At 27.1% G+C, this 15,944-nt stretch carries 11 protein-coding genes and 1 other annotated feature; of the genes, 1 reads left to right on the top strand and 10 read right to left on the bottom strand.

Annotation, left to right across the window (positions count from 1 at the left end; all coding sequences use genetic code 11):
• Nucleotides 1-32: 32 nt before the first annotated feature.
• From licT to HCG70_RS06535, 10 genes are all read right to left on the bottom strand, one after another.
• Nucleotides 33-869, bottom strand: a complete 837-nt coding sequence (gene licT / locus HCG70_RS06580) for a BglG family transcription antiterminator LicT (RefSeq protein ID WP_221697576.1) — start codon at nt 867-869, stop codon at nt 33-35.
• A gap of 251 nt (nt 870-1,120) precedes the next feature.
• Entirely contained in the window at nt 1,121-1,765 is a 645-nt protein-coding gene (locus tag HCG70_RS06575) for a YitT family protein (RefSeq protein ID WP_055291407.1), read from the bottom strand.
• A 158-nt stretch (nt 1,766-1,923) separates the two neighbouring features.
• A complete protein-coding gene (locus HCG70_RS06570) occupies nt 1,924-2,640 on the bottom strand; it encodes a YitT family protein (protein ID WP_221697575.1) in 717 nt (238 codons plus the stop codon).
• 212 nt (nt 2,641-2,852) lie between these two features.
• The gene (locus HCG70_RS06565) at nt 2,853-5,324 is read right to left on the bottom strand and encodes an SBBP repeat-containing protein (RefSeq protein WP_221697574.1); all 2,472 of its coding nucleotides are present in this window, start codon (nt 5,322-5,324) and stop codon (nt 2,853-2,855) included.
• A 221-nt stretch (nt 5,325-5,545) separates the two neighbouring features.
• Nucleotides 5,546-7,315 carry an oleate hydratase gene (locus HCG70_RS06560; RefSeq protein ID WP_154820820.1) on the bottom strand — a complete coding sequence of 590 codons (1,770 nt, stop codon included), beginning with the start codon at nt 7,313-7,315 and terminating at the stop codon, nt 5,546-5,548.
• A 188-nt stretch (nt 7,316-7,503) separates the two neighbouring features.
• On the bottom strand, nt 7,504-8,079 hold the full coding sequence (locus HCG70_RS06555; protein WP_042394681.1) for a TetR/AcrR family transcriptional regulator: 576 nt from the start codon (nt 8,077-8,079) through the stop codon (nt 7,504-7,506).
• A gap of 212 nt (nt 8,080-8,291) precedes the next feature.
• Nucleotides 8,292-10,196, bottom strand: coding sequence for a threonine--tRNA ligase (gene thrS / locus HCG70_RS06550; protein ID WP_221697573.1), 1,905 nt, complete (start codon nt 10,194-10,196; stop codon nt 8,292-8,294).
• Nucleotides 10,197-10,314: 118 nt separating this feature from the next.
• Nucleotides 10,315-10,541, bottom strand: a binding site (T-box leader).
• Nucleotides 10,542-10,615: 74 nt separating this feature from the next.
• Nucleotides 10,616-11,731, bottom strand: coding sequence for a deaminase domain-containing protein (locus HCG70_RS06545; RefSeq protein WP_221697572.1), 1,116 nt, complete (start codon nt 11,729-11,731; stop codon nt 10,616-10,618).
• Nucleotides 11,732-11,904: 173 nt separating this feature from the next.
• Entirely contained in the window at nt 11,905-13,047 is a 1,143-nt protein-coding gene (locus HCG70_RS06540; protein WP_221697571.1) for a glycerate kinase, read from the bottom strand.
• Between the two features lie 94 nt (nt 13,048-13,141).
• Nucleotides 13,142-14,101, bottom strand: a complete 960-nt coding sequence (locus HCG70_RS06535; protein ID WP_221697570.1) for a hypothetical protein — start codon at nt 14,099-14,101, stop codon at nt 13,142-13,144.
• A 233-nt stretch (nt 14,102-14,334) separates the two neighbouring features.
• Here HCG70_RS06535 and HCG70_RS06530 point away from each other — a divergent pair, with 233 nt between their 5' ends.
• The gene (locus HCG70_RS06530; RefSeq protein ID WP_055291402.1) at nt 14,335-15,729 is read left to right on the top strand and encodes an SLC13 family permease; all 1,395 of its coding nucleotides are present in this window, start codon (nt 14,335-14,337) and stop codon (nt 15,727-15,729) included.
• Nucleotides 15,730-15,944 lie beyond the last annotated feature (215 nt).

Here is a 15,944-nt window from a genome sequence, read left to right as displayed (position 1 = left end):
CCTAATGGAAAGTATTAAAGTTATATTTAATTTTAACAATTTTCATGTACTACTCTAGCTGTATGTATTATTAAATATAGCATTTCTTCTTTAGTTAATTGAGTACCATATTTTTGCTTTACAAATCCCTCAATTCTTTTTACACACTCATAAGAATTTGGATACTTAAGTTTTATCATGTCAAATAAGTCATTATCATTATCTTCATAATATCTTCCACTAGATAGTCTTTGAGTAAAGAATTTTAAATGAGTAATAAATCTATAATAATTAATCGACTCTTCATCAAATTCAATATTAAAATGATACTTTACCATCTTTAATATTTCTTCAATTAATTTAATCATATCTACTATTTCTGGCATTTCTTGATCAAGTTCACCATTTAAAATATGCATTGATATTGATGCTGCTTCATCTTCTGGTAACTCAAAATTTAAATTCTCCTCAATAATCTTTAATGCATGGATTCCAATTTCAAATTCAACTTTATGAAGTCTCTTAATATCCCAAAGCATTGCATTTTTTATTTCTAAGTTTTTTTCTGCTCTACTAATTGCAAAACTAATATGATCTGTAAGTGTTAAATAAATATTTTCATTTAACTTTGTACCCAACTTATTTTCTGCATATTTTATTATATTTTCTGCAACTTCTAAATACTTTGCTGGAATATCATTCACTAAAGTAAGCAACTTTTCATTTATACTTTTATTTTCTAAGACGAATATTTTTTCTATTTTACTCTCATCAATCTCATCGCCTTTTTTCTTTTGGAAAGCTATACCCCTTCCCATAACAACTGCTTCTTCACTATTTTCACTTATAATTGTCACAACATTGTTATTTAATACTTTATTTATGATCATATCAGTATAATCCCCTCATTTTTATATTTACTAATTTAAGATATTAAACTTAATTAAAGTTATACAAAAAAACCTAAATCAATATCAAATAATGCATATAATTATCATATAAAAATAATTAATATACATATATTTGGTATCAATTTAGGTTTTGCCTGCTTACTCAGTAACAATCCCAAAATGGATTCCACTATTAACTTGTCTTAATTTTATCAACTAATGTAAACATTGTCAATATATTTATTTAAATTTTATGCAGCTTCTACAAAGCATATATTTTCAATTTTATGCTTTAAATTTTTATTTATATAAGCTACTATTCTTCCTACTAATAACGCCGATAAAACAGTTCCAATACCTAATCCATCTAATCCTTTATTGTTTATAAGTAATATTCCTACTGATAGTGCTACTACAACACAATCAAAGTATATTTTTGCCTTTCCAAATTCTATTTTTGCCTTTTTACTTATAACTTGTGCTAATCCATCTGGAGCTACTGGTACAATATTTGCTGTAATAGTAAATGTAACACCAAAAGCTGTGATAAAAAAGCTTAATATACAAATTACTATTCTAATATAAAAACTATCAACATTTATATTAATAATTGCATTAAAAAAATTCATTATTTGACCAAATAATATAGCAAATATTATTTGTAATAATTGAACTATTTTAAAATCCCTTCTTAATATTAGTATTTGTATTCCTACATAAATAATGAATAATATTGCTGCCGCTCTCCCTAAGCTAATACTAGTAACCTTACTTATACTTAGCGGTAATGAACTTACAGGTGATGCTCCTAAATTAGATTTTATTGCTAATACTCCACCTAAAGCCAATAAAAATATACCACAAATATAAATAGCTATTCTGTTTGCATTCTTCATCTATATCCCCCAAAAATTTATATTTACTTTATTAAAAAATTTCTCATTATAAATTCTCCTATAGATATGATCATAAAAAAATAAATAGATAGTACCAATATTTTCTTATATTACTACTATCTATTTATTATCATTTACACATAAAATTGTCAACTTAATTATGCAATAACAGTTGATTCATTATTTGATTTTTCTTTACCGTTAAGAACAATTCCAACAAACTTTTTACCATAAGGTAAGCAGAATTGAATGAATGGTCCTATCGCCAACATTGCTATAATAGTACCGCTTCCAACCTTTCCACCAAGAATAAATCCAACAATTAAAAAAGTTGCATCAAATGCTATTCTAACCCATCTATATTGACAGTTTAGCTTGTCTTTAATTATAAATGGAACAATATCATTTGGTGCTACTCCTATATCACTTTCAGACATTATTGAAAATCCTACTGCAATTATAAAGCATCCACCTAATACTAATAACATCTTTACAAATATATTTGCAGATTCTATAGGAAAATATGATACTGCTTTTACACCTAAATCAATTATTGGTCCTACCCCAATAACACATATTAATGTTCCTATCTTTATACGTTTTCTATCAACTATCAGTATTCCAATAAATAATACTATTAGTATTATCATATTTGCTACACCTGGAGTAACTTCAGCTCTTCCTGTAATCATATGAACTATTGATAAATCTTTTAATCCAGTTTTATTTAGAACCGTTGCCAATCCTTCTGTAAAAACAGTAAATGAATCTGATCCAATGCTTGTCTTTAAAAATAAAGCTACACCAAATTGAATTATACTCATTCCAACAAAAAACATTACTAATCTTTTAATCAAATTAATTGCTTTTTTCAATTTTTTCACCCTTTACTATTATGTTTTTTTCTTCGACTAAATGCTGTGACTATTTAATATTTATGTAATTTAAGTGCACATACTCCATTTTATAAGAAATTATATGTATTGTCAAAAAAATATCAATTATATTATTACGACTATCTTATTGACTAATTATCTAAACAAATAAGATAATCGTAATACTATTTATAGATAACTAAGGACACTTTTTATATACTACTCTTTGAGCAATATATATTGTCATTTACATTAATAAAAGTTTCTTTTTCTGATATTTCACTATTTATTAAAACTCTGATCTTAATAGTTGCTTTAGCGCTCTCACCAATATTTAGCTCGCTAACTTTCCATATTATTTCCTTTCCTAGTTGATGAATTGATCCTTTTGATACACTTATTTCTTTTACTGTTATTCCTCTTCCTAAAACATCAGTAATTCTAATATCCGTTGCTACATCTGGACCATTATTTATAATATTTATTTCATATTGAGTTTTTCCTCCGGGTTCAACATCAATATTATATTGTGATTTTTCTATACTTAAATTGCATATTCTAGTGCTTACTTTCATTATAGATATTGAACTCTCTTCATAATAGCCTTCTTTTTCTTTACTTCTATCTTCAGAAATTGAATGAGCATATCCAGTAATATATGTGTTTAATTCATTATCTAATGCAAGCCCTAATGCAAAATCATTTATATTTTCTCTTAAGAATGTTCCAAGTAATAAAGCTTTTCTTCTTTCTTTGTTTAGATCTAATTTTAATAAAAAAGAATTATATCCATTTTTTACCCAACCATTTTCATAACTATTCACTGGAAAATCAGTTGATGTTGTAAACCCACATATATATACATAATTATTATAATCAATTTTTATATCTGAACATACATCACTTCCATTTCCATCTATATAACTTCCATAGGCTAGTCCTTTTTCTCCTGATAATTGTGTATTTACCTTAATAAGAAACCCCGAACCCTCTATGTTAGATATACTATTTTGAAATGCATTTTGGGTTATAGGAAAATTATTCAAAGAATTTGTTACTCCTGTTATATAAGCACATTCTCTTGAATCAACTGCAATTCCATATCCAGCTTCTTCCCCATCTCCACATAAAAATGAGGAATATATTAAGCTCTCTTTTCCTGTTTTATTCAAATTAAATTTAGATATAAAAGCACTACTTAATCCTCCTTCAAATTTAGTTTCATAAGCATTTTGTGTTACAGGAAAATCCTTTGATTGAGTAACACCTGTAACATATACATAACCATTGTCATCTACTGCTAATGCTGAAAAACTAGTTGAGTCATTTCCACCAAAATATGTTCCATATAACAATGCATCTTTTCTTTCTTTATTTATATCTAGTTTTAATAAAAATCCAACATCAACAGCATCATCATTATTTTTTTCATAAGCACTTTCACTTATAGGAAATCCAAAATTTGAATTAGTTAATCCCACTACATATACATTCTTTTCCTTATCTATTGCCACCGAATAAGCATAATCATACGAATTCCCACCTAAATATGTTCCATAAACTAAGCTACTTAATCCAACCTTTTTAGTGTCTATTTTAATTAAAAAACCTGTTTTACTTCCTCCTGGATAACTATATGCATATGATTTTTCTGTTACTGGAAATTCATATATTGAATTAGTTGCTCCTACTATATATGCATTTTTTTCATTATCCACAGCTATTCCAACAGCCTCATCAATGCCTTCCCCACCAATATAAGCTGCATACTTTAGTGCCGACTGTCCCTTTTTAGTAGTATCTATCTTTACCAAAAAAGCACCATAATCCTTTCCACTTAAAACATTTTTATAAATCTTCTTGTCTGGAAAGTTTTGAAAGCCTACTTCTCCTGTAATATATACACAGTTCTTTTCATCTACAGCTATTGAATTTGCTCTATCAACTACACAAGTAGAATTAAAATTATCAAATGATACTGATATGGTAATTGTTAAACTATCTTCTTCATTATAATTACTTATATTAAATTTTATATTACCGTCCTCATCTATTCCAAAGCTACTTTCTATTTTTTCATCATTATTATTTTGATAAGCTTCAGGTTTTGATATTTTTAATATTCTTTCTTTTATATTAACATTTATATCTCCATTATCATCTAACTCTATGTTATTTGCTCCATTTAAATTTAATAATATGTTGTTTATATTTTTATTAGGTTCAACTATAAAGTCCCATTTAATAACCCCCTCACGTTCATAATATAATATATCTATTCCATTATATATTTCTTTGTATAATAGCTTTTCATATAATGGTATAGAACATTTCCAATTTGAAATATCTTCTCCCTTAAAATAATTTAATGTACAATTAAATTCATTTTTACCTATTATTTGAGGAATCTTATTTGAACTTTTAAAACAAACTCTCAAAACATTAATTTGATACTCTTCCATTTTTCTTAGTGATGTATTATATAAGTTACTACTATCTAACTCTTTCAACTCTTGTATTTTTTCATTACTTCTAAATGCTAATACTATCTCCTTATCAGTAAAAAAGGTTGTACATTCTTTTTTGTTTAATACAAATTGTACCTTATTATCATATTGACCTATATTTCTTTCAAATATCAACGGTAAATTATTTAATACATTTGCTATCTTAACATTGCTCATAATCTCTCCTCCCTTTATAACATTATTTCTACTATATATTAACTTATGTACCTTAATTTTTAATTATCACTACATTTCTATTTATATATAACTTGATTTAAATGCATAAAAAGAGACTATCAATTATGATAATCTCTTTTCTTTATCAATAAATAACTCTAATTACAATTTTCTATAGTAAGTTAAACCTATATATTTACTTAATAATAATTAATATTTTTTTATATTAATTTATACCTTTCTAGCAACTCTTCAATTATAGTTCCTTGAATTTCTTTAAATACTTTCTTTTCAACCATCTTAGCTTTTAATGGAAGTTTTATATCTGTAATCTTCTTACCATCCATCATTTTAGAAGTTGAATCTAGTAATACTCTAATATCATAACAAGAATTAAATACTTCTGGAACTCCACGATCAATATTTAATAATGTATATACTGCTTCCATAGCTGTTCTTACAGAATATTCAGTTGTAAATACTGTATCACGAACTGTATCTGCAAATTGACCTAAAAATGCAAAGTTAACACATCCCTCTGGTACAACTTTGGGTCTATCACCAGCTGTTCTTGGCATAAAGAAAGCTGTTATATATGGCATCATACAAGGTATAGCTCTTGCAGAATTTCTAGCCATTTCTGGAATTTCATCTACTGGAACACCTAAATGATATAACCATTCTTGAGTAATTTCATATCCTGTACATTCCTTCATAGGCTTTTTAATAAAGTCACCAGGAACATCTGTAAATAATCCATAAACCCACACAACTAATTGATCTCCAGGTTGTGTTTTAAAATGTGGCTGACGATTTAATGTATAGCTCATTAACCATGAAGAATCTTTTGCTGTTATTATTCCTCCTGTAACTACCTTTCCGCTAAATGGATCACGCTTACATACTTTTTCAATATATGGTGGTATTCTATCATCTAAAGTTGTAACTGTAGCTGATTCCCAGTTTGTAGCTTTAATATTTGTACAAAACTTATCTGGATGTCCAAAGTCCTGATCTTGAGCTGCGATGTTTCTCCATAATCTCCAGCAACCACCTTCTTCAGTATTTAAAACCGGTGCAGTATCATGATCACCTAATGTAGCATTTTCTGTACAACTACCATTTGTAACAAATACTAAGTCATCTTCTACTAAGTCTATTTTTTCTTCTTTTCCATCATGAATACAAATAATTTGTTTTGCTACTTTTTTCTTACCTTCTTTTTCAAATATTACATTAGTAACTTGTGTATTGTATTGGAAGTTAACCCCATGTGACTCTAAATATTTAACCATTGGTAATATTAAAGACTCATATTGATTATACTTAGTAAACTTTAATGCTGAGAAATCTGGAAGGCCACCAATATGATGGATAAATCTTTGAATATAAAGTTTCATTTCTAATGCACTATGCCATTCTTCAAATGCAAACATAGTCCTCCAATATAACCAAAAGTTTGATTTATAAAACTCTTCTGTAAATACATCATCTATTGTTTTATCATATAAATCTTCATCCTTAGTAAAGAATAATTTTATTATTTCCATAGATGCTTTATCTGATAAACCAAATTTACCATCTGTATGTGCATCTTCACCTCTATTTACTGTAGCTCTCATTAAAGAATAATTAGGATCTTTTTTATTTAACCAATAATATTCATCTAATACAGATACACCTTCTGTTTCTAATGATGGAATTGATCTAAATAAATCCCATAAACATTCAAAATGGTTTTCCATTTCACGTCCACCACGAATTACAAAACCTTTTGTTGGATCATTAATTCCATCACAAGCTCCACCTGCAATATTCATTTCTTCTAATATGTGAATATGCTCACCCTTCATTTGTCCATCACGAACTAAAAAACATGCTGCTGCTAAAGATGCAAGTCCTGCCCCTACTAAATAAGCTGATTTTCTATCTACATTTGCTGGTTTTTCTGGGCGAGCAAATGCCTCATAATTACCATTACTATAATACATATAAATTCCTCCCTCTTATATAAAAACAATTTATTTTTTATTAAATTTCGTAGATTTATCTTATATGCTTATAGTATTACTTTCTAATAACATCTTCTATAGACAAAATTATGCCTATGTCCTATTTTTAAACAAACCTTTAAAATTGTAAAAAAATAAGACAAACCTTTAAGTTTGTCCAAATTTTATTATTCTAATTTATTATGTTTATCATTTCTATATCTTTGTAATGCGGTTTCAATATTTCCTGAAATTAATGTATTTAATCTCTTAATAATATCTTTTGGTTCTTCCATCATGCCTTTTCTTATCCAATCAATTACTAATCCAACAAAAGCAAATTTATAGAAATCTGCAATAAATGACTTATCTTTCTCTCTAACAGACATGTCCTTTGATTTTTCTTCAACTACACCCAAAAGCAAATAATATGTTTCATTATATAAATATCTTTCTAAATATTCTCTACTTACAGAATTATAAGTATTTAAAACAAAAGTTTTATTTTCTAAAATATATTCAAATATTTCATAAAACCCTTCTTGCCATGTATCATATGTCTTTTTATCTCCTAAAGCCCTTGTTGCTTCATTTGTATAAACCCATTCTAATAAATCATATATATCCTTAAAGTGATAATAAAACGTTTGACGATTTACTTCACAATCCTCTGTTATATCCGTAATTTTAATCTTATCTAATGGCTTTTGTGATAATAATTTTTTTAAAGATGTAGCAAATGCCTTTTTAGTTGTTTGTGCCATATAACTTCACCCCTTATATATCTCTCTTGTACACTCTTTTATTTATATTAAACGTTCTTATATTAATAGTCATTATATCATCTATAACTTTCCTTATCTAGGAAAATTAAAAATAGTAATTTAAAATTCATAATTTCTCTATATTTTAATTTAATAAAAAAAGGAAAAGAAGATTTGCTATAAATTCAATCCCCTTTTCCTAACATAATTTTTTATTTTCTATTTTTTATTTCAGTAGTTACTCTATCAATAAAGCTATTTAAATCAACAGCTCCTTCATCACCATTATCTCTGCTTCTTACTGAAATAGTCTTATCATTTTCTTCTTTTTCACCAATAATAATCATATAAGGTACTCTTTCATTTCTTGCTTCCCTTATTTTATATCCTATTTTTTCAGTACGCAAATCAGTTTCAACTCTTAATCCATTTGACTCTAGATTTCTCTTAACCTCACTAGCATAATCTACAAATTTATCCGAAATAGGTAAAATCTTAACTTGAACTGGTGAAAGCCATGTTGGGAATTTACCTGCAAAATGCTCAATTAATATACCAATAAACCTTTCAATACTTCCAAAGATAACTCTATGGATAACTATTGGCCTATGCTTTTCACCATCACTACCAATATAGTCTAATTCAAACCTTTGTGGTAATTGAAAGTCTAATTGAATAGTTCCACATTGCCATGTTCTACCTAAGCTATCTTCAAGATGAAAATCTATCTTTGGTCCATAAAATGCTCCATCACCTTCATTAATTTTATAAGGTAAATTCATTTCTTCAAGAGCTGCCTTTAATGAATCTTCTGCCATATTCCAATCTTCATCACTTCCCATTGAATCCTCTGGTCTTGTAGATAACTCAACACTATATTTAAATCCAAACTTTGAATAAACTTCATCAATTAAAGCAACAACCCCTTTAATTTCTGATTTTATTTGATCCGGCAACATAAATATATGTGCATCATCTTGAGTAAATGCCCTTACTCTCATAAGACCATGTAAAGCACCAGAAAGTTCATGTCTATGAACTCTTCCAAGCTCCCCAACTCTCATTGGAAAATCCCTATAAGAATGTGTTTCTGTTTTATAAATAAGCATTCCACCTGGACAATTCATAGGTTTTAATGCAAATTCTTCTTCATCAATCATTGAAGTATACATATTTTCTTTATAATGATCCCAGTGCCCGGAAGTTTCCCATAGCTTTTTATTTAACATTATTGGAGTTTCTACTTCAACATATCCAGCTTTTTGATGTAATTCTCTCCAATAATTAATTAAATTATTTTTAAGAATAACCCCTTTTGGTAAGAAAAATGGGAATCCAGGTCCTTCATCAACAAAAGTAAATAACTTTAACTCTTTGCCTAACCTTCTATGATCTCTCTTTTTTGCTTCTTCTATATTATTTAAATAACTCTTTAAAATATCTTTATTTGCAAATGCTACTCCATAAACTCTTTGTAGCATTTTATTTTTTTCATTACCTCTCCAGTAGGCTCCTGCAACACTAGTTAATTTAAAATCTTTTATTCCTTTAGTAGATAAAAGATGTGGACCTCTACAAAGATCTATAAAATTACCTTGTTTATAAAGTGAAATTGTTTCTCCTTCTGGAAGATCTTTTATAAGTTCTACCTTATAAGGCTCTCCCCTACCTTCCATTAATTTCAAAGCCTCTTCTCTACTTACTACCATTCTTTCTAATAAAATATCTTCTTTTATTATTTTGTTCATTTCTTCTTCTATTTTAACTAAGTCTTCACTATTAAATGGAGTTTCTATATCAAAATCATAATAAAATCCATTTTCTATTGTTGGTCCTATAGCTAGTTTTACATCTTTATAAAGTCTCTTTACAGCCTGAGCCATTACATGTGAGGTAGTATGTCTCATAACCTCAATCCCAGCTTCATCATCATAAGTTACTATATTAACCTCATCATTATTTTGAAGCTTATAAGCTAAGTCAACTAAGGTTCCATTTACTTCACCTACTACTGCGGAGTTTCCTAACTTTTTACTAATTGATTTAGCTAGATCTAAAATAGTCGAATTTTCTTCAATTCCTCTTACAGATCCATCTTTTAATTTTACGTTAATCATTTCACTTTCTACCTCCTTTAACTGATATTCCAAGTTTTAACTTATACCTTCATTTTTATGAGAAGGTATTTCCTTATTAATATATATTTTTTGATATAAAAAAAACATCCATCCCAACTCTTGGGACGAATGCTATATCCGTGGTTCCACCCAAATTGAATTAAAAAATTCAATTCATCTTTAAAAGTTTTATCGATCTTCACCGATGGTATTTCTCACTTAATGATACTAAACCATAACTCCAGGGTAGTTTTCTTATAGTCATATTTAAAAGTGCTTCCAGCTTATAACACTTTCTCTCTTAAAACTGTATTCTATAATACTTTTCCCTATCAACGTATAACTAATATTAATCTCATTTACTATTATATACAATTACATTAAAATAATACTACTTTTTTATTTATTTGTAAATATTTTTATTTTTCTCCATACTCTTTATAATACATAACCTTTAAATTTATCTTAGGGTACTTTTCAATAAATTGACTAATAACATAATAACAGCTAGGACATGGTTCCCATTTACTATATAAAGTAAAATCACCTTCTGCTTTTAACTTTCCCTTAGTTATAAGTTTATGTATCTCTTCAATTATTTTTTTTTCACTATCATTAACTCTATTATATCCAATTCCTAATTTACCAAGCTTATTAACCTTACAACTTTTAAAATAATCTTGTCCTAACGGTATTAATGTACAACTATTTTCAATATCATTCTTCCCACTAACAGCTCTAAACTCCATATCATTAAATAATGCAACTGCCATATTTACCGAATCCTGTATTGCTATACTTTGATTTATTTTAAATGTACCCTTCTCCTCTTCTATAATATATTTATCTAAATTTTTAATTAATCTCTTCATCCTAGGAATATAACTTTTTATATGCTGGTGATATTCAACAGTACCCTTTTCTGCTTTTACATAAGCAAATCCTATTTCTTCAGGTACTTCAATAAATAAAGTTTTTATTTGATTATTTTCATCATACTCTTCATTTACATTTTCATTATTAAAAATCAACATTCTTTTTAACAGTTCAATATCTTTTGCATAAACATAATCTTTATTAATTTCCTCTTCTAAAAATTCTAATTTTCTCTTTCCTTCATCATTAATTTTTTTCGATATAAACTTTTTAGTTTCTTCTATTACCTTTAATATATGTTCAACATCATCTTGAGTACTTGGTATTCTATCATATTCAACTCTATCAATATGGAGTCTTTTCATTTTACTTATTTTCTCACATAATTTCTTATGCTCATATTCAAATATCGTGATATTTTTTATATATCTTATAAAATCATTAATATCACTTACCTTATAACTAATACTTTCTTCATTTATAGTTTTATAAATCTTATTAAATAATTCATTACTTATATTAAAAGTTTTTATAAAACCTTCTTTAAATTTATCAAAATCTGATATTTCAAGATTATATCCCTTTAACTTCAGTTCTTTATTTAAATCATCTATATTACTAATTTTTATTCTTTTATTTTTCTTATCTTTTATTTGCATATTTACCTCTTATCTCGAGTGACTACTTCAGTATTACCTTTAATATTATAAGATAATAATTTATTATTTAATACTATATAATAATAAAAAACAAGTAATATACTAGTTCACTGTATTACTTGCTTTTACTCTTTCCAAATTGATTAAAATAATAGTTCTATTAAGCAATATACTTATATTAATCTAATAAGTCGTATTACATTTTCAGCTGTTTTCTCTATATTTTCCTTTCCATGTTTAAGTGCTTCATCAATAGATGTTACCTCTTTCATAATTCCAAATATAGAGTCTATTCCTTTTTCATATAAAATATCTATATCGTCTCCAATTTTTCCAGCAAAAGCTACAACAGGTTTGTTATATTTTTTAGCTATTTTGGCAACGCCTAATGGAGTTTTACCATATTGAGTTTGAAAATCTATACTTCCTTCACCTGTCCAAACCATATCTGCATCTTTAATCTTTTCTTCTAAACTAGTATATTCAATTACCATTTCAATTCCCGTTTTTAATGTTCCATTCAAAAATGTCATAAGCCCTGCACCTAAGCCACCTGCTGCACCTGCACCTGGTATATCCAAAATATCCTTTCTAAGTTGTTCTTTAATTATATCAGCATAATGCCTCAAGTTTCTATCCAAAATACTAACCATTTCTAAGGTTGCTCCTTTTTGTAGTCCAAATACATGTGATGCTCCATTTTCCCCACATAAAGGATTATTAACATCACATGCTACTTCAACAACAACATCCTTTAATCGAAAATCAAAATTAGTTAAATCTATAGTATGTAATTTATATAACTCTCCGCCACCAAATCCCAATTCATTTCCTTCTTTATCTAAGAGCTTTCCACCCAAAGCTTGAATAACCCCAGCTCCACCATCATTTGTTGCACTTCCTCCAATACCTATTAATAACTTCTTTACCCCTTTATCTAAACAAGCCTTAATGAGTTCACCAGTACCATAAGTAGTAGTAACTAATGGATTCCTCTTATCTAATGGAACTAAGTGTATTCCACTTGCACTAGCCATCTCTAATACTCCCACTTCTCCATCGCCTAAAATTCCAAAATTAGCGTTAATTTTATTTCCTAAAGGTCCAGTAACTTCTAAATCATATATTTCTCCATTAGTTGCATCTATTAAAGACTGCATTGTACCTTCTCCACCATCTGCCATAGGAACATGTATACATTTTATACTAGCATCTACTTTTTTTATTCCCTTTTCCATTGCAATACAAACTTCTTTTGCACTCATACTTTCTTTAAAAGAATCAGGTGCTAATACAATAACAAAATCATTCTTCATTCTTTTCTCCCAATTTGACCGCATATTTAAAATTTCCTCTTTTTTCCAATATAAATTAATAATTATTTAAAGAGCAAGCTATAAAACTTGCCCCTTAATATATACCTAATATTTTAGATTCATCAATAAATATAATTATATCTTCTTTGTTTTTAACTGCAATTATATTTGGAAAATCAAATACAATTTCTCCCTCTATAATTCCTACTCCTGATACTAAAACTGAAACATTAACCCCCTTATACCTCTTTTTTAATTTATTAAATTTATTTTTGTTCTTTTCAACGTTACCCATCTTATTTATTTCGTCTATTTGTATATCTTTATCGTTCTCATCTATTTGCTTATCTTGTGTATGAATCTCTTCATCTTCCCTATATGTTATAACTTCATTTATATTATCAATTGTTTTATTACTTATATTATTTATTACACTTTCCTTATATAACTCCTGACTTTCTTTAAGCCCCTGATTACTTTCAGAAATATCTACAATCCTATATTGTTTATTATCATTCAAATCAATATACTCTTTCTCACAATTTTTACTCGCATCATAAGAATTATAAGTTGATTCTTCACTATAAATTTCTTCTTTACTCTCATCTAATTCATCCATCTTTTTTTCTTCTTTGCTAAATATCTCTTTATTATACCTACTATCATTTTCTTTTGTTTCTATAATCTCTTCTAGATCCTTATGTTTATTTTTACTATCTATGTTATTATTTATCTCAAATTTATCTGATTTATTTATTATATTATTTTTTATATTATTATCTGATTCATAATATCCCTTATAGTTATTACTCCTTGTTTGCATTGTATTATCACAATTATCAATGCCATATTCCTTCTCTTTATACTTTTTAGCTCTTACTATCTCATTTTTTGAATACTTATAATTACTTAATTCTTTATACTTATTTCCTATTATATTATTTAACTTATTCTCATCATAAGACTCTTCTTTATGATTAACTTTTATTAATCTATCTTTATTTTGCTTATTCAAAAATAAAATAATAAGAAGAACTAATAATATATAATCCATTTTCGCTCCCTTCTTAAAATTTCTATGTTCATATCAAATTCATTTATTTAGATAATCATGGATTCAATTTATATTATATATTATTAATAATTATACTTTTTGTTCCTTACAACATACTATAGCTTATTTTTAATCAATTATTAATTAACACTTTCACTAAAAAATCATATTATGTAATATGTGTCCATAGTATTTATCTAAAAACAACCTAAGAAAAAATTAGGAGGGATAATATGACATTTGCAATAATAGTAGCCTTAATAGTATATATTGCAATGATTTTTTCTATTAAGTATCGTACTGCTATAACAAGCATTGGATTAGGAGTAATATTAATATATGGAACTGTAACTAATACCTTCACCCTATCCGATGTTCTTTCAAATTTTCCTATAGAAATAATCACACTTATTCTTGCTTTAGGGCTATTTTCTAAGACTTTTGAGAATAACTCATTCTTTAAATATATTGGCGATAAATTTCTAAGCATTTCTAAAGGTAAAAAAACACTCATATATATTCTTTTGCCTTTAGTCATGTATTTTACTTCACTTTTCATGAATAATTTAAGTGTAGTTCTATTATTTACTTTTATATGCCTAGAGTTATCTATAAAGTTAGAACTTTCACCTTTACCAATTTTAGTTTCTGGCTTAATTGCTTCAAATATAGGTGGCTGTCCACTTCCTTGGGCTGATACACCTGCAGTAATTTTAACACTCTATTCAGGTTTTAGCCTTATGGATTTTCTAACAAAATTATTTATTCCATGTGCTCTATTGGCAGGGCTTTTAATTCCATATACACTTTGGTGGGTAAAAAAGTATGATAAGAAAAATGACATTATGAATATATCCGATGATGCGTATTTAAAAAATAAATTTACTGATCCACCACCTCCACATCATCCAAATCATATTCCGCCACCTACCCCCCCTATACTTCATGATAGGCATATTAATGCAAGTAAATTTAAAAAGATATATTGCCCAATTATTTTATTTATTTCTTTTATAATTGCTATATGTATTTCACCTTTTTATTCTATTTCTATTTCATTTATTTCTATTATTTATATAGGATTGCTTTTATTAATTACTATAGATAAACCTGATAATATATTAAATACAGTTCCAGTACTTGATTCATTAGTTTTTATTTCAACATTATTTATTTTATCTAGTGTTTTAGAAAAATCTGGCGTACTTGATAGTATAGTTAAATATATTATCTCATTTACTTCTGATAACGTATTTTTAATTCTTTTAGCTGTACTTTTTTCAGCTTTTATTATAGCAACATTTTTATCTGCTGGCCCTGCAGCTGCAACACTACTACCTATTTGCTTACAATTAAATCCTATTGTAGGAAGTAATTTAGTATATGCTGCCTTAGCATTAGGAATATTAGCTGGCAGTAGTATGTTACCTTGGTCAGCTACGGGAGGACCAATAATGCTTAGTGAAGTAGGACGATATCAAAATGACCATATTATTGAATCCAATTATAAAGTTAAAATAAATCAAGTTTATAATTTAAAAAAATATATTTCTTTTTCTATTCCGTTTTCACTAATAATACTATCTATATCAGCTTTATTCTTAATATCATATGTTTTCATCTTTTAAGGAAAACTACAAATTTTAATTTGGTTAGATGAAGTTACTCATCCTACTGAAAAGAGAAATTTCCTTTAATTAAATGTATTAGGTAATTATTATTAAAAACAATAATTATCTAATACATAAAAAAAAGTGACATAGACATTGAACTGCTCCCTGTCAAGTAGACAGGGTAAATAATAAAAAATTATGATGCTAAGGTATGACTCCTATATTCAAGC

It is taken from the genome of Clostridium sp. K04 (genome assembly GCF_019734375.1).
Lineage (GTDB): Bacteria > Bacillota > Clostridia > Clostridiales > Clostridiaceae > Clostridium > Clostridium saudiense.
The sequence above is the reverse complement of the archived record's forward strand: the minus strand, read 5'-3'. Positions and strand labels throughout refer to the sequence as shown.

Excerpts from the sequence above, each read along its gene's own strand:
- HCG70_RS06575 (WP_055291407.1), bottom strand. The coding sequence starts at position 1,765 with ATGAAGAATGCAAACAGAATAGCTATTTATATTTGTGGTATATTTTTA.
- licT (WP_221697576.1), bottom strand. The coding sequence starts at position 869 with ATGATCATAAATAAAGTATTAAATAACAATGTTGTGACAATTATAAGT.
- HCG70_RS06545 (WP_221697572.1), bottom strand. The coding sequence starts at position 11,731 with ATGCAAATAAAAGATAAGAAAAATAAAAGAATAAAAATTAGTAATATA.
- thrS (WP_221697573.1), bottom strand. The coding sequence starts at position 10,196 with ATGATTAACGTAAAATTAAAAGATGGATCTGTAAGAGGAATTGAAGAA.
- HCG70_RS06530 (WP_055291402.1), top strand. The coding sequence starts at position 14,335 with ATGACATTTGCAATAATAGTAGCCTTAATAGTATATATTGCAATGATT.
- HCG70_RS06560 (WP_154820820.1), bottom strand. The coding sequence starts at position 7,315 with ATGTATTATAGTAATGGTAATTATGAGGCATTTGCTCGCCCAGAAAAA.
- HCG70_RS06535 (WP_221697570.1), bottom strand. The coding sequence starts at position 14,101 with ATGGATTATATATTATTAGTTCTTCTTATTATTTTATTTTTGAATAAG.
- HCG70_RS06565 (WP_221697574.1), bottom strand. The coding sequence starts at position 5,324 with ATGAGCAATGTTAAGATAGCAAATGTATTAAATAATTTACCGTTGATA.
- HCG70_RS06555 (WP_042394681.1), bottom strand. The coding sequence starts at position 8,079 with ATGGCACAAACAACTAAAAAGGCATTTGCTACATCTTTAAAAAAATTA.
- HCG70_RS06540 (WP_221697571.1), bottom strand. The coding sequence starts at position 13,047 with ATGAAGAATGATTTTGTTATTGTATTAGCACCTGATTCTTTTAAAGAA.